This is a genomic window from Bacillus sp. LSHTCR4, assembly GCF_057197025.1.
In genome coordinates this window covers 2,228,035-2,254,477 of the sequence record NZ_JBXUNO010000001.1, presented here as the reverse complement: position 1 = coordinate 2,254,477, position 26,443 = coordinate 2,228,035, and the positions used below count along the sequence as shown (strand labels likewise).

General features: G+C 34.8%; 27 protein-coding genes and 1 riboswitch. Of the genes, 21 read left to right on the top strand and 6 right to left on the bottom strand.

Annotation, left to right across the window (positions count from 1 at the left end):
• The first annotated feature begins 19 nt into the window (after positions 1-19).
• The 3 genes from AC2CGR_RS11550 (at position 20) to AC2CGR_RS11540 (ending at position 2,978) form a co-directional block, all read left to right on the top strand.
• Complete coding sequence (locus tag AC2CGR_RS11550) at positions 20-778, top strand: SDR family oxidoreductase (protein ID WP_087967655.1); 759 nt, start codon at positions 20-22, stop codon at positions 776-778.
• 338 nt (positions 779-1,116) lie between these two features.
• Positions 1,117-1,827, top strand: coding sequence for a hypothetical protein (locus tag AC2CGR_RS11545; protein ID WP_484480838.1), 711 nt, complete (start codon positions 1,117-1,119; stop codon positions 1,825-1,827).
• Positions 1,828-1,886: 59 nt separating this feature from the next.
• Positions 1,887-2,978, top strand: coding sequence for a pyruvate kinase (locus AC2CGR_RS11540; protein ID WP_131100242.1), 1,092 nt, complete (start codon positions 1,887-1,889; stop codon positions 2,976-2,978).
• Between the two features lie 51 nt (positions 2,979-3,029).
• Here the strand turns inward: AC2CGR_RS11540 and AC2CGR_RS11535 are convergent, their stop codons facing one another.
• Positions 3,030-3,311, bottom strand: coding sequence for a DUF1292 domain-containing protein (locus AC2CGR_RS11535; protein WP_484480915.1), 282 nt, complete (start codon positions 3,309-3,311; stop codon positions 3,030-3,032).
• A gap of 147 nt (positions 3,312-3,458) precedes the next feature.
• Positions 3,459-4,142, bottom strand: coding sequence for an NAD(P)H-dependent oxidoreductase (locus tag AC2CGR_RS11530; protein WP_087967663.1), 684 nt, complete (start codon positions 4,140-4,142; stop codon positions 3,459-3,461).
• Between the two features lie 128 nt (positions 4,143-4,270).
• On the opposite strand from AC2CGR_RS11530, the gene AC2CGR_RS11525 reads away from it, so the two are divergent.
• Positions 4,271-4,651, top strand: a complete 381-nt coding sequence (locus AC2CGR_RS11525; RefSeq protein WP_000340656.1) for a winged helix-turn-helix transcriptional regulator — start codon at positions 4,271-4,273, stop codon at positions 4,649-4,651.
• 59 nt (positions 4,652-4,710) lie between these two features.
• Here AC2CGR_RS11525 and AC2CGR_RS11520 read toward each other — a convergent pair whose 3' ends face one another.
• The 3 genes from AC2CGR_RS11520 to AC2CGR_RS11510 all read right to left on the bottom strand — a co-directional run bounded on the left by AC2CGR_RS11520 (position 4,711) and on the right by AC2CGR_RS11510 (position 7,321).
• Positions 4,711-5,310 carry a hypothetical protein gene (locus AC2CGR_RS11520; RefSeq protein ID WP_131100235.1) on the bottom strand — a complete coding sequence of 200 codons (600 nt, stop codon included), beginning with the start codon at positions 5,308-5,310 and terminating at the stop codon, positions 4,711-4,713.
• Positions 5,311-5,570: 260 nt separating this feature from the next.
• Positions 5,571-5,882 carry a hypothetical protein gene (locus AC2CGR_RS11515; protein WP_087967666.1) on the bottom strand — a complete coding sequence of 104 codons (312 nt, stop codon included), beginning with the start codon at positions 5,880-5,882 and terminating at the stop codon, positions 5,571-5,573.
• Between the two features lie 161 nt (positions 5,883-6,043).
• Positions 6,044-7,321: a histidine--tRNA ligase gene (locus tag AC2CGR_RS11510; RefSeq protein WP_131100233.1), complete on the bottom strand. Its 1,278-nt coding sequence runs from the start codon at positions 7,319-7,321 to the stop codon at positions 6,044-6,046.
• A 340-nt stretch (positions 7,322-7,661) separates the two neighbouring features.
• On the opposite strand from AC2CGR_RS11510, the gene ybaK reads away from it, so the two are divergent.
• From ybaK to AC2CGR_RS11455, 11 genes are all read left to right on the top strand, one after another.
• Entirely contained in the window at positions 7,662-8,138 is a 477-nt protein-coding gene (ybaK, locus tag AC2CGR_RS11505) for a Cys-tRNA(Pro) deacylase (RefSeq protein ID WP_131100229.1), read from the top strand.
• A 583-nt stretch (positions 8,139-8,721) separates the two neighbouring features.
• Positions 8,722-8,940, top strand: coding sequence for a hypothetical protein (locus AC2CGR_RS11500; RefSeq protein WP_087967673.1), 219 nt, complete (start codon positions 8,722-8,724; stop codon positions 8,938-8,940).
• A gap of 51 nt (positions 8,941-8,991) precedes the next feature.
• Complete coding sequence (locus tag AC2CGR_RS11495) at positions 8,992-9,378, top strand: DUF5412 domain-containing protein (protein WP_087967675.1); 387 nt, start codon at positions 8,992-8,994, stop codon at positions 9,376-9,378.
• Between the two features lie 293 nt (positions 9,379-9,671).
• Positions 9,672-10,796 (top strand): helix-turn-helix domain-containing protein, encoded by a 1,125-nt coding sequence (locus AC2CGR_RS11490; protein WP_071726184.1) that lies wholly within the window; start codon positions 9,672-9,674, stop codon positions 10,794-10,796.
• 12 nt (positions 10,797-10,808) lie between these two features.
• Entirely contained in the window at positions 10,809-11,804 is a 996-nt protein-coding gene (locus AC2CGR_RS11485) for an alpha/beta hydrolase family protein (protein WP_084644680.1), read from the top strand.
• Positions 11,805-11,961: 157 nt separating this feature from the next.
• Positions 11,962-12,537, top strand: coding sequence for a TetR/AcrR family transcriptional regulator (locus AC2CGR_RS11480; protein WP_071726182.1), 576 nt, complete (start codon positions 11,962-11,964; stop codon positions 12,535-12,537).
• Positions 12,538-12,583: 46 nt separating this feature from the next.
• Positions 12,584-13,804, top strand: a complete 1,221-nt coding sequence (locus AC2CGR_RS11475; protein WP_087967679.1) for an MFS transporter — start codon at positions 12,584-12,586, stop codon at positions 13,802-13,804.
• 128 nt (positions 13,805-13,932) lie between these two features.
• Positions 13,933-14,391, top strand: coding sequence for a DUF2262 domain-containing protein (locus AC2CGR_RS11470; RefSeq protein WP_484480837.1), 459 nt, complete (start codon positions 13,933-13,935; stop codon positions 14,389-14,391).
• Between the two features lie 339 nt (positions 14,392-14,730).
• Positions 14,731-14,834: riboswitch (purine riboswitch) on the top strand.
• Positions 14,835-14,997: 163 nt separating this feature from the next.
• A complete protein-coding gene (locus AC2CGR_RS11465) occupies positions 14,998-15,876 on the top strand; it encodes a 5'-methylthioadenosine/S-adenosylhomocysteine nucleosidase (protein WP_087967683.1) in 879 nt (292 codons plus the stop codon).
• A gap of 212 nt (positions 15,877-16,088) precedes the next feature.
• Positions 16,089-16,445: a hypothetical protein gene (locus AC2CGR_RS11460; RefSeq protein ID WP_001968922.1), complete on the top strand. Its 357-nt coding sequence runs from the start codon at positions 16,089-16,091 to the stop codon at positions 16,443-16,445.
• Positions 16,446-16,925: 480 nt separating this feature from the next.
• Positions 16,926-17,753, top strand: coding sequence for an endonuclease I family protein (locus AC2CGR_RS11455; RefSeq protein WP_071726178.1), 828 nt, complete (start codon positions 16,926-16,928; stop codon positions 17,751-17,753).
• A 147-nt stretch (positions 17,754-17,900) separates the two neighbouring features.
• On the opposite strand, the gene AC2CGR_RS11450 is transcribed toward AC2CGR_RS11455, so the two are convergent.
• Positions 17,901-19,331, bottom strand: coding sequence for a YfcC family protein (locus AC2CGR_RS11450; protein ID WP_071726177.1), 1,431 nt, complete (start codon positions 19,329-19,331; stop codon positions 17,901-17,903).
• A gap of 200 nt (positions 19,332-19,531) precedes the next feature.
• On the opposite strand from AC2CGR_RS11450, the gene rraA reads away from it, so the two are divergent.
• The 6 genes from rraA (at position 19,532) to AC2CGR_RS11420 (ending at position 26,285) form a co-directional block, all read left to right on the top strand.
• Complete coding sequence (rraA, locus tag AC2CGR_RS11445; RefSeq protein WP_071726176.1) at positions 19,532-20,011, top strand: ribonuclease E activity regulator RraA; 480 nt, start codon at positions 19,532-19,534, stop codon at positions 20,009-20,011.
• Between the two features lie 338 nt (positions 20,012-20,349).
• A complete protein-coding gene (locus tag AC2CGR_RS11440) occupies positions 20,350-22,176 on the top strand; it encodes a DUF4430 domain-containing protein (RefSeq protein ID WP_484480836.1) in 1,827 nt (608 codons plus the stop codon).
• 57 nt (positions 22,177-22,233) lie between these two features.
• Positions 22,234-23,076 (top strand): DUF4430 domain-containing protein, encoded by an 843-nt coding sequence (locus AC2CGR_RS11435; RefSeq protein ID WP_484480835.1) that lies wholly within the window; start codon positions 22,234-22,236, stop codon positions 23,074-23,076.
• A 22-nt stretch (positions 23,077-23,098) separates the two neighbouring features.
• Entirely contained in the window at positions 23,099-23,977 is an 879-nt protein-coding gene (locus AC2CGR_RS11430) for an energy-coupling factor transporter transmembrane component T (protein WP_087967689.1), read from the top strand.
• Positions 23,950-25,611, top strand: a complete 1,662-nt coding sequence (locus AC2CGR_RS11425) for an ABC transporter ATP-binding protein (RefSeq protein ID WP_484480834.1) — start codon at positions 23,950-23,952, stop codon at positions 25,609-25,611. Before AC2CGR_RS11430 ends, AC2CGR_RS11425 begins: the two co-directional genes overlap by 28 nt.
• On the top strand, positions 25,584-26,285 hold the full coding sequence (locus AC2CGR_RS11420) for an ECF transporter S component (RefSeq protein ID WP_087967693.1): 702 nt from the start codon (positions 25,584-25,586) through the stop codon (positions 26,283-26,285). The genes AC2CGR_RS11425 and AC2CGR_RS11420 overlap by 28 nt, the downstream gene beginning before the upstream one ends.
• Positions 26,286-26,443 lie beyond the last annotated feature (158 nt).

Sequence of the window (26,443 nt, the reverse complement as noted above, 5' to 3'; positions counted from 1 at the left end):
CATAGATGGAGGAGAAAAGGTGAAGAAAATAGCAATTGTAACAGGGGCAACTCGTCTGAATGGAATTGGTGCAGCTGTATGCAAGGTGCTTGCTCAAAAAGGGATAGACATTTTTTTCACGTACTGGTCTCAGTATGATAAAGCGATGCCGTGGGGAATGCATGACGAAGAGCCCTTTTTGTTGAAAGAGGAGATTGAAAGTTACGGTGTTCGATGTGAAATGGCAGAAATCAACTTATCGCAGTCGTATTCGCCAAATCGTTTGTTTTATATGGTATCAGAACGGTTAGGTAATCCATCTATATTAATTAATAATGCAGCGTATGCTACTCATACGAGAATTGAAGAATTAAATGTAGAACAGTTAGATAAACATTATACGGTAAATGTTCGGGCTACTATGTTATTAAGTTCATTATTTATAAAACATTATGCAAGCAAGGCGAGTGGAAGTATTATTAACCTGACTTCAGGACAGTCACTCGGGCCAATGCCTGATGAACTGGCATACGCAGCAACGAAAGGGGCAATTGAAGCATTTACAAAATCAGTAGCACCAGTCGCGATGGAGAAGGGGATTACAGTGAATGCTGTTGATCCAGGACCAACGAATACAGGATGGATGACAGAGGAGCTGAAGCATCACTTAGTATGGAAGTTCCCGCAAGGTAAAGTAGGAGAACCGGTAGATGCAGCACACGTAATTTCTTTTTTAGTCAGTGAAGAAGCAAAATGGATTACTGGGCAAATTATTCATTCGAATGGTGGTTACTCATAATAATGTTATGTTAACAATTGTTGAGAAACAAAAAAACAGAAGAAAATTTTATTTTTTTGTATAAATAAAATGTCAAGAAAGATAAAAAATTGATAGAAGAGTATATCGTCATATGAGGATCGCAATGCTTCATGTGACAATATACTCTTTTTCTTTTACTTGCGAGCAGAAAAATGAAGTAGAAGAAACTCGAATATTAAAATGAGTTTATCAGTTTTTGTACGTATTATTATGAAGATTACTGTCGGAAAAATGATAATTCGTATGAAAAGGGATTTTTTACGGGGAAATCGAATCGTAAAGGGGAGGATAAATTACGTAAACATAGGGGGATTTATATGAAAATGAAAAAGGTCGCTATCGCATCGATAACAATTGGTACAATGCTTACTATGGCAGCTTGTAGTCCTTCAGCAGATAAAGATACGGAAAAGAAAGAGCAAGTAACAGCGCAAAATGAAGGAGAATCAAAAACGACAAGTGCAGATGAAGCGTCAAAAACAACGAAAGATACTGAAAAAGAAACAAATACTTCTTCAAATGAAAAAACAGATAAAGATGCAAAAAATACGAAAGAATCATCAGGAACAGAAAGTAACGGTAAAACGTCAACTCAAAATGAGAATGTAAAAACAAAAGAAAAAGAGACGACAGAAAAGACGAATGATCAAACGACTAGCGGGAAAACAACAGATCAAAGTACAAGTACAAACTCAGACGGAAAAACAACGAAAGATCCGAAGAAAAGTGTAGCTGTGAAAACGAGTGTGAAAGAAGTTGCTGCATTAATTGATAGCTTAGACAAGCAATTAGCTGCTAATCCGAAATTAGAAACAGTAAATAAACTTGGAAAACAAATTAATGCAAAGTGGGATGTAATTGAGAAAGAGTTAGAAACATCACACCCAGCTGAATATAAAACAATTGGACAAAGTATGTATCCGTTAATTGTAGGAGCGGAGAAAGAAAAGATAGATATTACTAAAATGAAGTCATTAACGACGAAAACGAAAAAAGATTTAAATCAGTTATTGACGAAACTTTCGTAGTTTCAAAAGCCTACTTGTGGGAGTAGGCTTTTTTTATGTAGAGAGTGTAATTAAAGTTTATGGGAAACCTAACGAAAAAGGATGGTGGAAATATGACAATCGATCGAGTTTGTACAATTGGGCCAGCAAGTAATAATAAAGAAACGTTAGCGCAGTTAATAAATAATGGTATGAAAATTGTTCGGCTAAATTTATCACATGGTACGCATGAAAGTCATAAAAATATCATTCGTTTAGTCAAATCGTTAGACGATTCTATTAAAATTTTAGGTGATGTACAAGGTCCTAAAATAAGGCTAGGTGAAGTAAAAGGAGAACAAATTACACTTCAGGCAGGAGATTCTTTTATTTTGCATACGCAACCAGTTACAGGGAGTAGTACTGGAGCAAGTGTTGATTATGAAGGAATCGCGAATGATGTGAAAGTTGGAAGTAGAATTTTAATGAATGATGGTGAAGTTGAGTTAATCGTTGAGAAGGTAAGTACGGATAAAATAGAAACAAAGGTCAAGACAAGTGGTAATATCTCATCTCATAAAGGCGTGAACTTACCAGGAGCAATCGTTAGTTTACCAGCTATTACAGAGAAAGATAAAAAAGACATTCAGTTTCTTTTAGAAGAGGATGTTGAATTTATCGCATGTTCTTTCGTAAGAAAACCTAGTCATATAAAAGAAATAAGGGACTTTATAAAAGAGCATAAAGAAACTGCTCCTAATTTAATTGCAAAAATAGAAACGATGGAAGCGATTGAGAATTTTCAAGATATATGTAAAGAAGTAGACGGAATTATGATTGCAAGGGGCGATTTAGGAGTAGAGTTGCCGTACCAATTTATTCCGCTCTTGCAGAAAATGATGATTCAGGAATGTAATCGAACGAATACATATGTTATTACAGCAACACAAATGCTTCAATCCATGGTAGAGCATTCTATTCCAACAAGGGCTGAGGTGACTGATGTGTTTCAAGCCGTAATGGACGGAACGAATGCTGTTATGCTTTCTGCTGAAAGTGCGTCAGGCGAGCATCCGATTGAAAGTGTAAAAACATTACGCCTTGTTTCTGAATTTGCTGAGCATGTAAAAAAAGACGGTCCTGTTGTGATGAAAGATGTACTAGAATTGCTGCATAAGTCTTTGGATGAGTGATGAATAAAAAAGAGGGCGGATATGCATCCGTCCTCGTGTGTTTCCTGCATTCTATTCTTGCTCTTGCTCATCCAAAATCTTTTCAAATGCAGCAGATACTTTTTCAAATTCTTCGTCATTCTCAATGTATGAGAACTCACTATCTGCTTCTACTTTTAAAAAGAAAATATCAATGTCTTCCTCAGTTTCTGTTTGAATGTCTTCTACGAAAGCAACTGCAATATATTCAGCACCTTCGACATCCATTGCTCCAAGTACTTCTACTTCTTGCTCTTCGTTATTCTCATCACTAAGAGTAAACACTTCGCCAACTTCAATATCAGACATATTTATTCTCCTCCTGTCCAACTCTAATAAATAGAGTGTTTAAACTGCATACATACTAATATATCTTTCCATGAAAAACTAATTTCATACATAAGAAAAATGAACTTCTACTTCTTTCGTATGGGTATGCAGCTATAAGGAGCGCGTGTTATCTTATTGAATCCATTCAACAATTGCATCCATAGTCTGTCTTGTTTTATCACGTTTTGGCTCTTCTTTACGGTAACCAAAGGCAACCATAACAGATACTTCAAAGTTATCATCTTTTATAATGCCTTCTTGACGAAGTAAAGAATCTACTTTCTCTTTATCAAATCCTTCTATTGGACAAGAGTCAATACCGATTTGAGCTGCGCTCGTCATCATATTACCTAAAGCAATATAAGTTTGTTTAGATGACCAATCAAATACAGCACGATCGGATTGTAATAAGTTAAAATCTGATTCCTGAAACTTTTTGAAGAATTCATATCTAATTTTTTGAGTGTCTTCAGGCAATCCAATAATATCGTTCATCATATATTTAATATACTTTGCATCATAGTGCATATCTTTAATGTTTCTTGAAAGAACAATGACAAAGTGGCTAGCTGTTGCAAGTTGCCCACCAGCACCCCATGAATACGGTTGTAGTTTTTCTCTTACTTCTTTATTTTGTACGATAACAAATTTCCAAGGTTCATATCCAAAAGAAGAAGGAGATAATCTTCCTGTTTCTAAAATGAAATGAAAATCCTCTTCTGAAATTTTTTGCATAGGATCGAACTCTTTACAAGCATGTCTGAAATGAAAAGCCTCCATAATTTTTTCTTTTGTAATTTGATTTGTATTTGTCATAAAAGTTCCTCTTTTCATTTATTTATTTTGTAAGTAAATTATATTTTTAAAGTAACATAGACACAAGTACGCACATTTATGTGGTATAGTATCAAAAAAGATACTAATGTTAAGGGAAGGGATTTATTATGGATTGTTCAAATGAAAATAATATAAATTACCCATTTTTAAATAAATATTCTTGTCCAGTGGAAGCGATGGTTGAGGTCATTGGAGGGAAATGGAAAGGGGTTATTTTGTATCATTTATTAGATGGTACAAAGAGGTTTAATGAATTAAAAAGATTAAAACCAAATATCACACAAAGAATGTTAACATTGCAGCTGAGGGAACTCGAAGCAGATGGTATCATACATCGTGAAGTGTACCGTGAAGTACCCCCGAAAGTAGAATATTCGTTAACGGAGCTTGGTGAATCACTTCGTCCAATGATTCTATTAATGATGGAGTGGGCGACTCATAATATGGAGAAAGTTTTGGAGAGTAGGAATACGAAAAATAACAGTTAAGAGTTTTAGAAATAAAAGGTGTTTTCCATATGTGAAGACACCTTTTATTTCTATGTTTTTTACTTTTTAACTTCAACTGCTGAAATTGCGAAGTCATTCAAGTTTACAGTTTTGCCATACCAATCAGCGTGTTTAAAAACAACACCTTTTCCATATCCTTCAGTTGAAGTACGTTCCCATAGCGTTGTTGAATAGCTAGCAGTAGGGGATGCTGTACTTACGGAAGAAATTCTATTTTGCCAACTAGGGGGCAAATTTTTAAAACCGTTACTAAGAGAAAAATACTCGCCACCTTTATTTGTGTGTTCATAGAAGTCTGTACTATTAGGTCCGCTCCCACCAACACCAAGAGGAGTGATTGTATGATTCAACCTTTGTTTATCTTTTTTAATAAAAGACTCTAAACTTTCTTTGCTCGAAAATCCATAAGATAACCAGTCTCCATTTTGATTTTGTTTCGGTAGAACTAACGTTATTTTTACGTCTTCCTTTGATGGAGCACCAAACTTGTTAAACGCATCTACTGTCTTTTCATCTACAGTTTCATATTCAAAAGAGGTAATCGAATAATCCTTTTCGGTACTAGCTGATACTGATCCCAATCCCACAGTTAATGATGAAATGGCGACAACTGCACCTACTATCAATTTTTTTAGCATGAATTCATCTCCTTTACACTTAGTTTTTTTACATAACTAAAATGTATGGTAATTAATTTATATTGTAAATATTTAGAAATTTATAAAAATAAAACGGAATATTCTTTTATTGGTCTGGAGTAAGGAGGATAATTTAAAAAAGGATTTACTTTTTGAGTAAATCCTTTTTGGGTGTTAGCAATAAGCTTAATGTGCGTGCTGATTTTGCAATTTGCTAACTAACTTCAAAACTCTACTGATTAAAGTTTCATTTTATCCTGTTATGAATCATACACTTCTTTTGTATTCATAGAAGCAGCATCTATGAAAAGGAAAAAGGCTGCTATCATATGTAGAACGATGTCTATATAAGGAAAAAATGCAACTAGAGTAACGATAATGCCTATAAAATGAGGGTATGTATTCATGTCTTCCTTTTTAGCTAAAAGTATTGTAATGATATGTAAAGTAATCACTGTAAGCGGTGGTATCCCATACAAGTCAACTAATCTTGGAGTTAAATAATAACAAGGAATTAGTATAAGGTGGGAGATACCTGTAGTCCACTTTAGTGCTTGTATGTAAGTTTTCAAAGTAAATCCTCCTAAAATCATTCGTATCTATATATTACCAAAGATGATAGGTAATTGGATATTAAATACTTGTGGTTATTAGTTAATTGTAATTATTTTATGTAAACTAATGTTTCGTTATCTATAAAATAGAAAAACCACCCAAACGAGGGTGGTTCATATTATAAATAACTATTTAAAGAAGAAAGCGGAACTTTCACCTCACTACCTTCCTTCATATTCCGTAGCACAACAGTGTTTGTACTAAGTTCTTCTTCCCCAATAATAAGCACATAAGGGATATTCTCTTTATTGGCATAATTAAGGGCACGTTTCAATTTGCGTCCCGCTAGTTCTAGTTCGACTTTTAAGGAAGTAGTAGAACGTAATTGCTGGGCAATTTGTAAGCATTGTAATTCTGTCCCAAGTGGGATGATAAATACATCCACTGTAGATGATATTGTTTCTTTCTGTGATAGTGCTGTATAAATAACATCTAATCCGAATGAAATACCGACTGTTGGATAGTTTATGTTATCACCACGGAATGCTCCGATAATGTTATCGTAACGACCGCCGCTACCGATGCTAGATGTAATCGATCCATCTTTTAAAAAGATTTCATATACGGTACCTGTATACATTGTGAGTCCGCGTGCTAAAAACGGATTGAATATAGCATTTTCATTTATTCCAAGAGCGATTAAATATTGCTGTAATTGTTGTAATTCGTCTACTCCACTGGCAACGAGTGGAGTATTGAAAGCATCTTTAAAGTCAGCAATCGTAAGCTGTAGACAAGATAATACGGTATTACAGATTGTATCGGCCATTTCTACAGTAACTCCGCGTTCTAATACATCTTTTCGTACACCATCAATCCCAATTTTTTCGATTTTGTCTAATGATAAAATGACGTCACTCGTTATTTCAGTAGGGATGTTAATAGCTTGAAGAATACCGTTTAATAATTTACGGTTATTATATTGGATCGTTACCTCTAAGTTTAACGTTCGGAACAGTTCAAACGCCATGCTCATAAGTTCCGCTTCTGCCATGACCGACTCAACGCCGACTATATCAACGTCGCATTGTATGAATTCACGGAATCTCCCTTGTTTAATCGGCCCATCTCGAAATACTTTCCCAATTTCATACCGTTTAAAAGGAAGGCGGATATTCGGATTCATTGCCACGACTTTTGCGAATGGAATAGTTAAATCGTAGCGTAAGGCGAGTTCGCGTTTTCCTTGATCTTGAAGTGTATATATTTCTTTTAATATTTCATCGCCACCGCCGTACTTATATGACATAAGCTCATACATATTTAATGTTGGTGTCTCTAACGGTTTGCATCCGTATCGTTCAAACGTATCTTCACAAGCTCTTTTAATTTTATTTCGCAGCACTTGTTCTTCTGGTAAATAGTCTTTCGTTCCTTTTACATTTCTCATTTCCATCATAATCACTCCTTTTTTAAATTAAAAAAAGCTATGCAGGTATAAAAATACCCACATAGCTTTATGAACGCTTCGTGGGTCAACAGGAAAAGCCCTGTACCCACGAAGAAAAATTTTTCTTCGGATACACGGCGTTACGTATGATGATGAAGTTGGAAAGAAGTATTAACATTTCGCATTACAAATCTCTCCTTAACATAAGTTTTTCCAAATTATATCAGATGATTTTTGAATTATCAATATTTTTAGTTTTGAAATATACGTGAAGTTATGTAGGAGAAATGGAAAAGGGTGTATAATAAAACTTAATAATATGAAATAACCTTTTAAGGAGAACGTTATGAAAAAAGATAAAACAAATGCGATGCGAATATTAGATAAAGAAAAAATTGAATATTCGATGATGTCATATGATCCAGACGATGGGAAAATTGATGGCGTATCAGTAGCCGAGAAAATTGGACGAGAAGTGAGAGAAGTATATAAAACATTAATCGCTCAAGGGAATAGTAAAAATTATCATGTGTTTATTATTCCGGTAGATGAGGAACTAAATTTAAAAGCTGCCGCAAAAGCGGTTAGTGAAAAGAAGATTGAAATGATTCCTGTAAAAGATATTACGAAAGTGTCAGGATATATTCGCGGTGGTTGTTCACCAGTCGGAATGAAAAAGTTGTTTTCTACATGTATCGATGAAAGCGCCCAATCGCTTGAAACGATCATTGTAAGCGGCGGGAAAATCGGTATCCAAATTGAGCTTAAAGTGGATGACTTAGCGAAAGTGACGAGAGCGCAGTTTGGTGAGATAAAGAAGTAAATATACATAGGAAAAGAAATTCGAGTTTTATTGAATTTAGATAAAGATTTATAGGATAGTTAGTCTATTATTGGACTGATTATCCTTTTTTATTTACAGACTAGATAAAGATTGGATATTCAGTTTAATATAGGCGTGTAATTTGAATCATTTGTTTGGCTTTAGGAGGAGTGCAATGCCTCGTTACAAGGACTTTAAATAAACAAGCAGAGTTACCCTTAAAGATAGACAAAGGACTGGAGAGTGTTTTAATGAGGGTTCAAGAAATATCCATAAGAAAGCACGTGTTGGGGGCCAGTATTTTTGAAAACCCCCACGCTAAGAGTATGAAAGATTTTATACAGTTTTTTGGCTAATCCAGTAACAAACAAGAGCACTAAAACCGCGTTAGGATAGGAATATATAGGTTCATAGAACTAAAAAAGCAGATGCCCTTGTGAGAGCAGGGTTATACTTTTTCATTGCTACTGATAATAGGACATTATGTAAACATAAAATGAATACTTTATGCAATCAAAATACCTTTCATTATCTATATTCTTAATGTGGTACAATCTGGATAAAAGATAGAAGGAGATAGTCAATGAAAGAAATCATTAAAGAGATTGTTTCTCAAAGCAAAAGATACAAGGTTCAAGTCCTTAAACGAAATGATGGCTTTTTCAATACAGAAGTTTTTGCATGGTTTGAGGATTCCGGATATAAGTATTGGGCCCCTATTAAACAAGGAATATCGTTAATTGATACAGAAAAACATGCTATAGCCATAGCAATAGAAGATTTAAAAGTGTATTCAGGTTAGAATGATTAGTGGATGTGGATTACTATGAAAGTCATTAATAGGAGCTAAAATATGAATTTTACAAAGAAAGAAATTAAAAAAACTAAACGAAAATCTTTATTTATATTATTTTGTATAGTTGGTTTGTTCGTATACGGAGTGTATTGGGCATTTTTCAGTTTGGATCGACTACCGACAGGTGAAAAGATTGCTGAAAAACAATCTCCTGACGGAACATATACATTTAAAGCTTACGTAACAAACGGCGGAGCAACAACGAGTTTTGCTGTTAGAGGGGAGTTAGTATTTAATCACCGCAAATATTTTAAGACAAAGAATGTGTATTGGAATTACCGAGAGGATACGGCAAAAATTGTTTGGCAAGACAATAATACAGTGATCATTAACGGACATACATTAAATGTTCCTGAAGATACATACGATTTCAGAAGAGAATAAATAGCATAACAAAAATTGCTTCTGATAACGATAATTATGTAAATAAGCTGTTCACTGGAATGTCATAGAAAACTGTGATGAGATGAAATATTTGATTTTGAAGCACTTCAAAATCTTAGCTAGATGGCTATGTATCGGTAACCTACAATAAAAAGGCAGGAACATATCAAATATGTTCCTGCCTTTGATTTTAGAGAAATGTTTCCTAGCAGTTGATTTTGTTAACGAAAGTCGACTTCAAATCCATATTTTGTTTGAAATAAAAGCATATAATAAAAGTATGAGGTGATGATGTGAAGGAGATAAACATTCATAAAGTAATTGCGGATAAGAGAAAAGAAAAGGGAATTACGCAGGAAGAGTTAGCGGCGTATATCGGTATTACGAAGGCGTCTGTTTCCAAATGGGAGACGGGGCAGAGTTATCCGGATATTACATTTTTACCACTATTAGCATCGTACTTTAACATAAGTATTGATGAACTAATTAGTTATACACCACAAATGGAGCAGGAAGATATTAAAAATTTATATCATCGACTAGCCGAAGCTTTTAGTGAAGAACCGTTTGATGAAGTAATGATGGAGTGCAGAGAAATAATTAAAAAATATTATTCTTGTTTTCCGTTATTACTTCAAATGGGACTACTTTTTATTAATCACCATATGTTAACTGAGGATACGGATAAAAGAATTGAAATTTTAGAAGAGGCAATGTATCTCTTTAGCAGAGTGCAAGAAGAAAGTAACGATGTTTCTCTTGTGAAAGAGGCGGTATCGTTTCAAGCAACTTGCTATCTTATACTCAATAAACCGAATGAAGTATTGCAATTGCTTGGCGAAACGATACGTCCTAACGTCCCAGCGGAAGATTTAATCGCACAGGCGTATCAAATGCTTGGAAATGCTGAAAAGGCAAATGAAATAATGCAAATTAGTATGTATCAACATTTAATACAACTCGTTGCGACAATACCGAATTATGTAGTAGTAAATGCCTCAAGCGTTGAAAAAGTAGAGGTAATTTTAAATAGAGCTTTCATGTTAATAGATATATATGAAATAGAAACATTACATCCTAATATGACTTTAAAAGTATACTATGCTGCTGCACAAGTATATTGTATGCAAGGCAATTTTGAAAGAGCATTAGAAATGTTACGGAAATATGTAGCAGTTTGTGCGGCAAGCTTCACAGTAAATAGTCTGCATTTACACGGTGATTCCTATTTTGATGCGATTGATGGGTGGTTTGCAGAATTTCCGCTCGGCGCTAAAACAGTTAGAAATGAAGAGATTATAAAGCGAAGTATGCTACAAAGTATTGCAGAGAACCCGGTTTTCGTTCCGATGAAAGATGTAAGAGAGTACAAAAATATAATAGCGAGTTTGAAATTCAAATTGGATATAAAAGAATAGGGGGACAAAATGATGACTTTTGATGAATATGAAGTAGCGATAAAGAGTGAGTTTACTTTACAAGGTACGATTACAAAGCCAAAAGCTGATGGGAAGTATGCGGCTGTTGTCATTATCGCGGGATCTGGAGAGATTGATCGTGATGGAACGATTGTACCGCTAAAGCTTGAGGCGAACATATATAAAGATTTAGCGCATGTAATAGCGGGGCTGGGTGTAGTGACGCTCCGCTTTGATAAGCGCGGAGTAGGAAAGAGTGACGGAGAAATTCTGAAGACTGGAATGTGGGATTTAGTTAGTGATATAGAGGCCATGATAACGTATTTAAAAGAACAGCCATTTGTTGATTCGGAAAATATCATTTTAGCTGGTCATAGTGAAGGTTGTATGTTAGCGACGGTAGTCAACGCAAAAACACCAGTTAATGGACTTATACTTCTTACAGGAGCTGCGGAATCGTTAGAAGAAGCTACTAAAAGACAAAGAGAATTTGCATATAAAGAACTAAAAGAGCAGAAAGGAATAAAAGGAAAACTAATGCGCCTTCTCAATGTAGAGAAACGTGGAGAGAAGCAAATGGAAAAAATAAAAGAGAAAATGATGAACACAGAAAAAGATACGATTAAAGTTGGTTTTAAACCGATGAACGCAAAATGGTTTAGAGAGCATTTTCAGCATGACATCTATAAAGACTTACAACAAGTAACATGTCCAGTGCTAGCTATTGCTGGTGATAAAGACTTTCAGGCGAATCCTGAAAAAGCGAAGCGAATTGGTGATTATGTGAAGGGTGATTCTGAAGTATATGTAATAAAAAATATGGATCATACCTTGAAATATTTTGAGGGTGATTTTAAGGCGTTGGAATTTAAGAAGATTTATGCGGAAGGTGCAGATAAGCCACTTCACCCGCAGCTGGAAGAAATCATTGTGAATTGGATGGATACGCATTTTGTCTCGCCGCATGCGGGTAGTAAGACGCCTTTATCTAAATTAGGTGGAGAGTAACTGCCTGTAAAAGTCCGATTGATGAGGGTTAATTAAAGTTTCACTTTATATAGACATTTAAGGTACCGTCTAACGGAAGACTTAATTTCAGTATATTTTTCTGGACTTATCGTTCCGGAAAAAATATACTGAATTATATGATAGGAGGTGTTATTAAATGGGGAGAAAGATTAGTTTTAACAAAGAACAAGCTTTAAATAAAGCGATGCATTTATTCTGGGAGAAAGGTTATGATGCTACATATATATCAGATCTTATTGAAACGATGGGCATAAGTCGCTCTACTCTCTACGATAGTTTTGGAGATAAGGATGCATTATTTAAACTGGTTTTAGAACAGTATAAAAACTATGGCTCTCAAAAGAGAAGTTTACTTTTTAGTGGGATAGACACGAAAGCATCACTTACATCCTTTTTTTATCAACATATTGAAAAATGTTATTCAGATGATATTCCAAAGGGGTGTATTATAACAAATTCTTCACTGCTTATTGGAAAAATTGATCCTGCCATAGAAGAAATACTCATAAATGATTTTAATGAACTTGAAAAAGTATTTAAGCAAGTTATCGAAGAAGGAAAAAAGAAAGACGAAATTTCACAAGAGGCTGATACTGAATTAGTTGCATATTCTTTATTAAGTTTAAATCATAGCCTTAATATAATGGCTAAATATAAAAAAGAGAAATATCTAGCCTATAATTTAGTGGATAAGACTATTGAAGAACTATAGTCTTTCTTTTTTAATAATTTCGGAATGAGCGTTCCGAAAAAAAGGGATGATAACGTTGACTAAAAAGACAAATTTTCTAATATTCATTTTGGCAATTAGTTGTGGATCACTTGTTGCAAATATTTATTATGCACAACCAATTGTGCAATTCATTGCAAAGGACTTGAATATCTCCTCTGATTTATCTGGATTGCTCACTACTTTGACGCAAATTGGGTATGGATTGGGATTATTTTTTATCGTACCAATGGCAGATTTATTCAAAAGTAAGAAAATAATAGGGATTCTTATTGGGCTAACTATTCTTTCGTTAATGGGTACGCTAATTTCGACAAATGGAATTGTTTTTTTACTATTAACAACTGTAATTGGCATTGGAGCCTGTGCCGCTCAAATGTTAGTTCCACTAACAATGAGGATTGTGCCTATTGAAGAGACAGGTAAATATGTGGGGAAAGTAATGAGTGGTTTATTGATTGGGATTATGATTGCTCGTCCATTATCTATCGGAATAGCTGAATGGTTCGGTTGGAGAATGGTATTTCTTTTTTCATTAATAATCCTAGTTGTTGTATTACTCATAATTATAAAATTTTTGCCCAATTATGAAGTAGTATCGGCTAGTAACATGTTATATTCAAATTTAATAGCTTCTATGGTAAAACTACTCATACATACTTCGCCGTTACAACAACGAGCTTTTTATCATGCATGTTTATTCGCAACATTTAGTCTGTATTGGACAGTTATTCCAATCTTATTAAGGTCAGAGCCGCTACATTTCTCAAATAATGAAATTGCATTGTTTGGCTTTGTTGCAATAGCTGGAGCTTTATTAACTCCTACTATTGGTAAAATCGCAGATAAAGGCTATATATTTACAATGACTAATGTATCAATGGCACTCGTATTATTATCTGTCGTACTATTGTTTTTTGTTCAAGATCATTCACTATTTAGTGTAATTTTAATACTTATCTCAGGGATTTGCATCGATATTGGTGTAGCAGGAAATTTATTATTAGGCCAAAAAGTTATCTTTAGTTTGAGTCCGGAGATAAGAAACAGGTTGAATGGATTATATATGACTATTTTCTTTTTGGGAGGAGCTTTTGGTTCGTGGATTGGAAGTTATACGTATTATAAAATTAATAGTGAAGTAGCTTTACTCATTGGAGCAGCTTTTCCTTTAATCGCCTTATTCGTTCATTTCATAAAGAATAATACAAAAAAATTATGGAAAACCAAAAGTAAATACATATCTTGACTATTCATTTTTCTAAAAAGTCAGGGTTAAAATTCAATTTTGGGATATCTTTGATGGGCATGGGGATCGTCACATGTCCATCAAGCCAATTAAAGTTACTCTTTCACAGATAGAAAGGAAATGAAATCATGGAAAAATCAATAAAAAGTGAATTGATTGGAATGTTTATCTTTAATGAAACTTTTCATACATATGAACAAAACGAAGGAAAAGTACGTTGGGGATTGGATGTTAGAAATGAGCGTGTGCACGTACATGAAATGATGAAAAGAGCAGAAAAGCTTTATGTATGTTTAGAGGAATTTGATAAAAAAGCCAAGGTCGCTATAGCGGAAGAATTAGTTGAGTATAAAAATGATTTTTGGCCTGAATATGATGAGCATGATGAACAACTAAATTGGGATGCCGTAGACGCAGGAGAATATGATATGACGAAAGAAACATTTGAAAAGTCTATTACTCTTATGGACATTGTAATGAGAGAAAATGATATATATTGCGAATATAATGATGGAGATTTATTTGGAGGACATAGAATCCATGCTTCTTTTGACTACGAGCACAATTTATTAGATGCAGAAATTTAGTTTTGAGAGATGAAAATGAAAAGGATTGATTATTATGATCAATCCTTTTTTCATTCTTATAAGATAATGGTGAAATAATAGGTAGAGAGGTAGAGAGGTACATAGTTTTAACGTATTATCCGAAAGAAATCTCCTTCCTAGGGCGTGTGAAAGGCGATAGTCTAGCGGTAGGTGGATTTAGTTTAGTATTTAGAATATAAGTTTTTTTGCGGTATTTTTCACTTTGAAATGGATAAAAAAGTAATTAAGCTTTTAAAAACGAACATTAAATATAATTTTAATAAAAATGTTCATGTTTAGATTGCGTGTACACTAAAAGTTTGATATATTACCAATATAATAATTTTACACATCATCACTCGTATATACTCGGTAATATGGTCCGAGCGTTTCTACCTAGTTCCCAATGAAAGAACTGGACTACGGGTTAAAGTATTCGGTCGCTCTATGTAATGTGCGCTACCGATCTATAATTTTGCATGTGCTTAATTAACTTTGACTACCGTAGTTCTAGAAAGTAGAGATTCTTCTACAATTTCTAGAACTTTTTTGTTTGGACCAAAAGCATCGAGTATAGAAAACAACAAGAGAAAGAGGAGATTATCTATGGAGAAGAATACGTTGAAAAAATGTGCTGCCCTAGTAACTACTGTTGCATTGTCATTCTCGATACTTGCGGGATGTAATGCGAGTCCGAAACAAGTTGAGGCAAAAAGCAATCAAAAACCAATCTTAATTCAAGGTCCAATGCCGATAGAAGCTGAAAAGTTTGCAAAAAGGTTAAAAAATGTGAAAGAAGAAAAGTCTGGAACTTTCGTATTTTATAAAGGAACTGTCGACAATTATCCTGTAATCGTAGCGAAAACAGGTAAAGGAATGGAAAATACAGCAGCCGCTACAGCAGTAGCTATTGAAAAATATAAGCCTCAGGCGATTATTAACCAAGGAACATCAGGTGGACACGATCCAAATTTAAATGTATTTGATATTGTTTTAGGAAAACAAGTTGCAAATATAGGTTCATTAAAAACAACAAATATGGATGATAATCAAGGAATTGAGCCGACAAAATGGATATCTATGGATTTAATGGCTTCTGAAGGAAGTGCAGGAGAAGATCCAAATGCTGAGAAAATCCGATACTACGAAGGAGATAAGGATTTACTTGCAGCAGCTCATGCAGTAAAAGATAAATATACAAAGGGTAAAGTAGTTGAAGGTACGATTGGTTCAGCAGATGTTTGGAATAATGAAGTGGATAGAATTAAGTGGTTCCATACAAAATACGGTACATCTGTAGAAGAAATGGAAGGAGCTGCTGCAGCTCAAATCGCGAAAGCTTATGATGTCCCATTTTTAGGGATTCGAGTATTATCTAATAATAAAACAAACGGCGGGAAATATAATCCAAATACAGCAGCGGCAAATCAAGAATATGTATATGAAGTAGTTAAAAAATATATAGATTCAATGCAAAGGAAATAGTAGTAGTTCTGTCCCAGCATAAACGTCAAGTAACTGTAAATGTTTTCGAGACGGATAAACTTGTCTTAGGCATGGTAGTTGAAAAAGAAAAGCTTGTTTCTTATAAAAAATATAAGAAACAAGCTTTTTTATTTAAAATAAATTAGGCAATTAAACTATAACGTCAATACGTATCGTTGAATATAATAATAACATAATGGGGGTGATGTTATTTGGCTCTTACTACAGGACCAATTGAAAACGTAGGAAATCAACCTGCTAATGCAAATAGAGTTAGGGTGAAAATCCTTAACCGTACTGCGGGTCCGCTTACTGGAGTAGCTAGAGTTTTTAGACTTGACGGTTCATTAGTGTTAATTGAACAGGTAAACTTCAATGTGAATTCTAATGCTTCTACTTTTGCAACTCTAAGTTTAGTTCATCCTGCTTTTGGACAAGCATTTGAATATGAAGTTCAAATTGTTCCTAATCAACCTGGTGGACTATATAGTGTTTATGGGCTAACAGCTGAAAGTGTTATCATTACTGCACAACGTGTTGTGAACTCAGAATTGACACAATTTCTTTAATGAAAATAGATTGGTGCCTACATGGTATCCAATCTATTTTTGTACGTATTATTCAGAGAAAGAAAGATTTTACACAAAAAATAAAGACAGTTATGGAAAAAGGAAAAGTCGAGCTATCATCTTGGTTTTTATTATTTCTGTCTTAGACTGTATCTGTTTTACACGGTTTTCTTTGAATGCTTTTTATTCAAACTGTTTTTTAAGTATTTATCAAATATGCATTATTGCATAAATAAATTTAAATTTATAAGTTAATATTAAACTACTTTTAAATTGCAAAGAATATTTTAACAATCTTTACTAGAGAGGAATATTCCTTGTGAAAAGTAGATAAGCCAAAAGTGTGGAAATGATACAGACTCATTAGAGTTTTGTAGTAAATAAAAAGAAAAGGGGTATGGGGTTTTAAAAGCTTTCGGGGGTTAAAAAGCACGTTTTAGTTAATAGCTTCAAATTATATTTTAAAGGGGAAATGGGTATATGAAGTTTCGAAATACAAAGATTGCTATGGTTACACTATCTTCATTTTTTATTTTAGGTTCTGCATCTCTATCATTCACAGATACTATACACAGTGAAGTAGCTTCTGTATCACCACAAGAGATTACTGTAAAAAGCTATGACGATACATATTATAATAATGCAATAGGAAAGACTGGTTTAGAATTAAAGAAGGAACTTCATAATATTATTGATAATCATACAAAGTTATCATACAGTGCGGTTTGGGAAGCGCTTAGAGATACTGATGAAGATCCGAATAATAAAAATAATGTGATACTCTTATATACGGGGCGTTCGCAAGGGAAACTTACGAATGGTTCAGGAGTTGATAACTGGAATCGAGAGCATGTTTGGGCAAAGTCACACGGTGATTTTGGCACGACTGCAGGACCTGGAACAGATTTGCATCATTTAAGAGCGACGGATGTATCTGTAAATAGTTCACGTGGAAATTTGGATTTTGATAATGGTGGCGTGAATCATTCAGAAGCGACAGAATGTAAATATGATAGTGATTCTTGGGAACCTCGTGATAGTGTAAAAGGAGATATCGCTAGAATGCTATTTTACATGGCAGTTCGTTACGAGGGAGACAACGGCGAAGTAGACTTAGAACTAAATGAAAAGGTGAATAACAATAAAGACCCATACATGGGCAAACTATCCGTATTACTAAAATGGAATGAACAAGACCCGGTCGATGATTTAGAGCGAAAGCGTAATGAAGTGATTTTTACGAAATATCAACATAATCGTAATCCTTTTATTGATCATCCAGAATGGGTAAATAAAATTTGGAACTAAAATACTTAAAGGTATTTTACTTTGAGAAAAGGGATTGATCACTATGATCAATCCCTATTTATATCTATACTAGAATAAATGATTTTTATAGGATTGGAGAGGAGAATAGGATAGATATTTTATCAAATTAAGTATAATACACGTCTTTTAATACGGTCCCCATTCAATATTAACCCCAACAATAAGAAAAATAAGTCCAATGACAAACCAAATGAATGCAAGTGGAGCCATAAATCGAATCCATTTTCCGTAAGAAATGCCGCTCGCTGCGAGTACGCCCATTAAAACACCAGAAGTTGGATTGAGGCAGTTCACTACACCTTCTCCGAGCATAACAGCTTGTACTGTAACTTGGCGTGTAATGTGCATGAAATCAGCTAATGGAGCTAATATTGGAATAAAAATAACAGATTCACCTGTACCGGATGAAATAAGGAAATGTAATGCGGCACTACTTACATACATACCGATCACGCCAAATACAGGGCTTTGTCCTTCAAGAGACTGTGCGAGTTGGTTAACTATTGTATCAAGTAATTTGCCTTGTTCTAAAATGACTGAAATACAACGAGCCATTCCGACGATCAAAGCACCGTATATGAGATTTTGGCAGCCTGCTAGAAAAGTAGAAGCGATATCGTTTGCTTTCATACCACCTATTATTCCCGCTGTAATTGCAATGAAAATAAAAGTAGCGGTCATTTCTGCGTCTGTCCAATGTAGACGAAAAGCGCCTATTAAAAATGCAATTAATGATAAAGCTGCAACGAGTAAAATTAATTTATGACGTATTGTCCAAGGAACTTCTGTTTTCTGTGCCTCTTTTCCACTTGAAAGAGCATTACTTGGAAACCAGTTGTCGCCGAGTATGCTTCCTTTATTCGATTTTTTTAAGCGTTTTATATACCAATTAATATATAGAATGGTAGCCAATAAAAAAGAGATGTAAATTGCCGTACGTAAACCAATTCCCGAAAACATCGGAAGTTCTGCGATTTTTTGTGAAATCCCTAAAGGTGAGGGAGATAAAATAGTGGCATTAAAACCAGCATAAGTGCCTAAATAAATAATTGCTACGCCAACGATAGCGTCCCATTTTAATGTGCGTGCCACGATGATGCCAATGGGGATAAAGCCGATAACCGAATTAACGATAATACCAGTCGTTCCGAGAATAGAAAAGAGTGCGGCGACAATACATATGAAAAGTAATTGCTGATTACGAAATTTGTTAATAACATGATAGATTAAACCGTCAAGAGCACCTGTTTTTTCAAGAATCGCAATAGCGCCACCCGTAAATAAAATTAAGAAGATGATAGGAGCAGCAAGTGTCATTCCTTTTTCAATAGCGGTAAAAAAAGAAACAAATCCTACCGGTGATTGCGGAACAGAATGGTAACTTCCTGGTATTGTCGTTGTAACAGTACCATTTGTAACTCTTTTAAATTCGCCAGCAGGAACGAAATAAGTAGCTATGGCACATAGTAAAGCAATAAAAAATAGTAGTACGTACGCATCAGGCATTTTAAACTTTCGTTTACTAGGTTGTTTTTTTACTTCAGTTTGTAATTGCATAAAATCCCTCCTTTTTCACCTAATTAATTTTTAATATTCCGAAATTTATCTGTGAAATAGATTATAATAAAGGTGGCTTCTTAAGGCAATAGTTTTTGTGTCCTTTTCCTGCATATACAAATTATCGCAACAATAGACAGGGAAACGAAAATAATCCAAGAATATGTTAAATAGAAAGTAAAAGGAAAAGAGGGAAAAAGATGTGGAAAACTACGGATCTATGTGATGAGTTTGAAAATGAATTGCAAATATGTCGCCAATCTTTTCGGTCTTTTGGGAAGAAAGAACAATTCCACGGGAAAATTGCAACGGTAAAAGTGAAGGATGATAATGTACTAGTGAAGGAAGGATTGCAAACATTACCAGAAGGAACGGTATTAGTTGTGGATGGCGGAGCATCTACGAATTGTGCGTTACTCGGTGATAATTTGGCAGCTATTGCGGAGGAAAGAAAGCTAGCAGGAATTATTGTATATGGATATGTTCGTGATTCTAGTGAACTAAAAAATATAAACATAGGTATTTTAGCGTTAGGGACAATGCCAAATAGAAGTGTTAAAGAAGGGAAAGGAGTACGAAATATTTCATTGCAATTTGGGCAAGTAGAATGGAAGCCAAATGAATATGTGTATGTAGATGAAGATGGCGTCATTATTAGTGAAAAGAGTTTGCATCGTTAAAGGTTATTAAGTTACTATTCTTAGAAAATAAATCCGATAAAGCATGGACAAAATTCTTTGTCAATAGTAAAATAATACAGAAATTTAAAATTAACAGAATGTATAGGTTTATCGTTTTACGATAACTTAAATGGAAGTAAGTTGTGCCTAGAAAAGTGAATGTTATCACAATGATACGTTCATAAACAAAATTATTTTTCCTATACAAATATAGCCGCGAATGATGCGGGTAGGAGGTGTTGCACAATTTGTTCGACACTTACAAAAAAAGAGTGTCAATTGCACGCCCTTGAAGGGCCTTTTTTTGTGTGAATAGTAGTAAGGGAGGAAATTTTGGGATGGCAATGTTAAAAAAATGGCTGCTTACGTCGTTAATGGCAGTTACACTTGTATTTGTTTCTTTTGCGAATACAGTACATATTACGTTTGCTGAAGGAAATACAGCAAAACTTGCAATTGTTGGTGAATCACAAAAGGGCATTATGTTATGTCCGAAAGAAGAGCAAATTAAAGATGGGGAAACAGCTTTAAGCTTGCTGCAAAAAGTCATGGGGGACAAAGTAGAAGCTGAAACGATGTCGTTTGGAACGTATGTGAAAGGCATTGATGGGCTAATGGCCGGGGCTACAAGTGGCTGGCTGTATGATGTAAATGATAAATCTGCAGAAGTTGGAGCGGATAGTTATAAATTAAAATCTGGAGATGTTGTTGTTTTCCGCTTTGTTTCAGACTGGAGCAATATGAGTCAAGAAACATTACAACAAACATTAGATAAATTTGGTACTTGTAAAACGGTAGAAGAACCAAAGACAGACGATCCAAAACAAGAAAAACCAGAAGAGCCAAAAACAGATGATCCGAAACAAGAAAAGCCAGAAGAACCAAAGAAGGATGATCCAAAACAAGAAAAGCCAGAAGAACCAAAGAAGGATGATCCAAAACAAGAAAAGCAAGAAGAACCGAAGAAGGATGATCCAAAACAAGAAAAACCAGAACAACCAAAGCAAGAGAACATTCAAGTTCCAGCAGCACAAGTAAATGACGCGATCTCTAAGACATCTGAAAAGATGTTACAAGATGGAATTGAAAGTGATTGGGTAGCATTAGGCCTTTCTCGTTCTGGAAAGAATGTGCCAATTGAGGCGAAATTAAATTATGTTAAGGCAGTAACTGAAAAAGTAGAAAAGCGTATAAATCGTTTTTCAGCGACAGATTTAGCTAGAACGATTATTATGATGAATGCAATGAATGCAGACCCGAAAATGGTAGGCGAACATAATTTAGTTCAAAAATTGTACGAATCAGATAAAGTGAATTCTGTTACAGGTTATACATTTGCTTTACTTGCATTTGATACGAAGAAATATGAAGTTCCAGTAGATTCAAAATGGAATCGAGTTGCTTTAGTAGATGCAATTTTAAACGCGCAGCATGCGGATGGCGGCTGGACTTACGATAGTGCAAGCAGTAAAGACAGTGCTAGTAGCGTTGATGTAACAGGTATGGTTTTATCAGCATTAGCTCCTTATCAAGACCGAGCAGATGTGAAACCAGCTGTGCAACAGGCTGTCGCATACTTATATAATGAACAACTAGAAAATGGTGGTTTCTCTGCTGATGGACAAGAAAATTCTAATAGTGCTGCACAAGCAATTATTGGATTATCACTTGTGAAAGATGTAGATCAAAACCGTCTACATAAGGCAGTACAAAATCTATTGTCATATCAACTTCCAAATGGTGAATTTAAATGGTTACCAGGTGATCAAAATGGTAGCGGAATGGCAACAGAGCAAGCATTATTAGCTTTAATTCAGTTTAAAGAACTTGGGAAATCTATTTATGATTGGTCGAATGTAGTCATTGGTGAAGTAATTAAACCGAAACCAATTGAACAGCCAGAAAAGATTGTTGAACCGGAGAATAATGTAGTAGATAAAGAAGTTACAGAAGAACCGGAAGAACAAAAACAAGTACAACAAGAAACAAAAGATGACAATTTAAAAGTTGTTGTTGATAACGAACCGGTTAAAAATAAAAAATCCGGAAACGGTAGCACACTACCGAAAACAGGAGCATCTTCTCATAGTGCAGCTACAGAAGTAGGTATGGGTGTATTATGTATTGCTTCTGCATATGTATTATGGAGACGTAAAGCAGCTTAACAAAAATTAGGAGCAATCATTTGCTCCTAATTTTTAATATGAAAGGTGAGAGACAACATGAGTAAGATGAAGTGGTGTATTTCTTTACTGCTTTCACTTGGGTTACTTGCCGGATGTGAAGAGGCAGCTGTAAAGCCTGAGAAGAAAGTAGAACCAAAGCAAGAAGAAGTAGCAAAACAAGAAGAGAAAAAAGAAGAAGCGAAACCGGAAGAAAAGCCGGAGGAAAAACAAGCTGAACAAGAGCAAAATAAGCAAGACGAACAGAAAGAGAAACAAGAACAAAAAGTAGAAGAAAAGCCGAAAGAAGACAAGACGCAGCCACAGCCGGAAGTAAAGAAAGAAGAGAAACAACAGGAACAACCGAAAGAACAACCAGCTGTAAATAAACAACCAGAACAACAAAAAGCACAAGAAGAGAAACAACAGCAACCGAAAGCGCAAGAAGTAAAAGAAGAAGCGAAGGTTGTGAACCAGCCGAAAGAAACACCGAAGCAGGAGCAAAAACTTGATCCGAATAAAGGGCAACAAGGAACTGTACCAACTCCGCCACCACCGGTACCAGATCCAGTACCGCCAGTGCCAGATCCAGTAATACCAAAACCAAAACAAGTCACTATCTCAGTAAAAGGTAATGAAGGATATTTATTAGGTGCGAAAAAGGTGGATGTACAAGAAGGCGATACTGTGTATAAAGTATTGCAGCGTACAGGTTTAGATGTTGATGCAACGGGCTCTAAAGACGGAGTTTATGTAAAAGGTATTAATGATTTATATGAAAAAGATATTACCGCTACTAGTGGATGGAAATATCGTGTGAACGGTGCATTCCCAAACCATAGTGCAGGTGTAGTTACAGTAAAACCAGGCGATACAATCGAGTGGGTGTTTGTATTAAAATAAGAAAGGCATTCGGTAAAGGACTATGAAAATAAGTTTTTCTTCTTTACATCCTTTTGTGAATTTTTTCTATTATATCGGGGTGATGATACTATGTATGATGTGTCTTCATCCTCTTTTTTTAATTGGAGCAATAGTATTAATTATTATGTTAAATGTGATGCAAGGAAATAGCGAAAAGATAAGAAAGATGCTACCGAGCACAATTGTTTTCTTTTTTATGGTCATTTTATTTAATTCGCTATTAACGCATAGAGGTCGAACGACGTTATTTTGGTTAGGTGATAGCCGTATTAAGCTTGAGGCGATTATGTTTGGACTAGTAATGGGGTTATTACTAGTTGCGATTATGTTTACGTTTGCTTCGTATAATGATATTATTTCAAGTCATAAATTTTTATATTTGTTTTCTAGAATTTCACCGAAAGTAGCATTGTTAACGATGATTACAGTGAGATTTGTTCCATTGTTTATGAGGCGATTACAGAAAATAACACTCGTCCAAAAAACGAAGGGTGTACAAGTAGATGCAGGTTCCATTATTGAACGCGTGAAAAATGGAATGCAATTATTGCAAGTATTATTAATTTGTTCATTAGAAGATGCACTGCAAACAGCAGATTCTATGCAAGCTCGTGGATTTGGTGTAACGAAGCGTACGACATATATTCGGTATAGAATGGAAAGACGAGATTGGTACACGCTCAGTTATTTAAGTATTCTATTTATAGCTGCTATTATATGTAGTAATTATGGCGGAGGAAAATTGATTATTTATCCGAAAGTCGAATCGATTTTATTTCAGCAGTTCGATGGGATGATGTTTGTCGTATTTACGATGTTTATTAGTTTACCAATCATAATGGAAGGAAGGGAATGGATATGGTGGCGCATGCAGAAATAAACAATTTATCATTTGTATATGCTGATGAAAACGAAAAAGCGTTACAGCATATTTCTCTTTCTGTTCAAAAAGGAGAGTTTATTGCACTTGCTGGAGGATCAGGATCCGGGAAGACGACTTTATTAAAACATTTTAAAAAAGAATTACTTCCAATTGGTAAGCGTACTGGGGATATATATTATGATGGTACTTTATTAGAAAATGTACCGGATTTGTTATCTGCCCAAGAAATTGGCATGGTATTTCAAAATCCAGAAAATCAGCTCGTAATGGATACAGTAATTCAAGAATTAGCGTTTTCTTTAGAAAATATCGGATTACCATCACATATTATTCAAAAAAGAATAGCAGAGCTTATTAGCTTCTTAGGATTTCAAGATTTATTGCACCAATCTGTTCATACGTTATCTGGCGGGCAGAAGCAACTTGTCAATTTAGCTGCGGTATTAGTTATGCAGCCGAAGTTATTATTATTAGATGAACCAACGGCGCAGTTAGATCCAATTGCTGCGAAAGAATTTTTAGGATTATTAAAACGTATTAACGAAGAACTTGGCATTACGATCGTTTTAAGTGAACATCGTTTAGATGAAGTAATACCGCTTGCAACGCGCGTTATTTGTATGGATAACGGCCGAATCGTGTATGACGGTAGTCCGAAAACGGTTGTAGCGAATATGTGGGAAGTTGAAGAGTTTCGTCCATTTATTCCGCAAATTCCAAGATTGTTTTTAGAGTGGAATGCGAAAGATATTCCGTTTACAGTGCGAGAAGCACAAATGAAACTGAATGATTTTTCAGCGATATCATATGTAAATGAGCCAATAGCACAAAGTGAAAAGCAAGAAGTCATTTTAAGTGCAGAGCATATTTCGTTCCAATATGAAAAAAATAGTCCGCTCATTTTACGAGATTTAACGGTATCGATTGAAAAAGGAAAATGGGTAGCTCTCGTTGGAAAAAATGGTACAGGAAAGTCTACACTGTTGACGATTTTAGCAGGGTTACAAAAAGCGAGAAGAGGGAAAGTAAAGTGGAATGGGAAAGTGATACATAAAATTGATTCGAAAGAACGATTTAAAAGTATTGGGTATATATCACAGCATCCGTATTATCATTTTACATTTGATACAGTGTGGGACGAGGTGTATGAACGAGCGCGTGAATTATATGGAGAACAAGGAAAAGAAATAGCAGAACATCAGCTTAAAAAGTTTTGGCTATATGGACTTAAAGAACGTCATCCACATGATTGTAGCGGGGGAGAGCAACAACTACTTGCATTATGTACAACGTTATTATCAAAGCCGACTTTATTATTACTGGATGAACCGACAAAAGGATTAGATCCGTGGAAGAAAGAAAGAGTAGGAGAGCTATTTAGGAAGTTGCAAAAAGAAGGTACAACAATTGTAATGGCAACGCATGATATTGAGTTTGCAGCGAAATACGTTGATCAATGTATGATGTTATTCGACGGAGCAGTCATTATGAATGATGCACCGAAAGAATTTTTTAGTGGAAACTTTTTTTATACAACATCTATTAATCGATTCATTCGAAAAGAATTGCCATATGCATTAACGTGGGAGGATGTGTACGAAGCGTGTCCAAACGATATGTTGCATTCATAATATGTATTTTTGCAGTAATAATAGGCACATTACTCTTTACTACACTTATCATGGATGGTTATTACATGTTAAGTAGTTTGTTTTTATTAGTCGTTATTATGTTACCTTTCTATATCCGTTTTGAAAGGAAGGCGTTTGTTTCACGTGAAATTGTTCTCGTTGCTGTATTAGCTGCAATTGCAGCAGTGAGCCGCGTCCCATTTTCTATTTTACCGAGTGTACAACCAACTTCTTTTGTTATTATCGTTTCTGCAATCGTGTTTGGGAGTGAAACTGGTTTTATGATTGGTGCAACAGCGGCTATCGTATCTAACATCTTTTTAGGACAAGGTCCATGGACGCCGTGGCAAATGTTTTCATGGGGTATGATTGGTTTTATAGCAGGATTATTACGTAATACATTTTTAATGAAAAAGCTATGGGGAAGACTTCTATACGGATTGTTTGTTGGATTTTTATTTGGCTGGATTATGAACTTCTGGGGGCTTCTCGGTTTTATACGAGAGGCAACGTGGGAAGCTGTCATTTCGTATTATATCGCAAGTTTTTATTTTGATTTGAGCCATGCAATTTCGAATGTTATTTTCTTACTACTATTTAGTACGTCTTGGATTACGATTCTTACAAGATTTAAAAAGAAATACGGTATATTAGATGAGCATAACATGGCATAGAAAAGCATACTCATATAAGGTAGGGTCGCGACTTACATATTCGTTTGCCTCTTTCATGCTTCTTACATATTGTAAGGAGCATTTTTCTGTATATTTTTTAATCATAACGGCAATAATTATGAAGTATGCCATTTGAAAAAGCTTCCCACCTTATGATG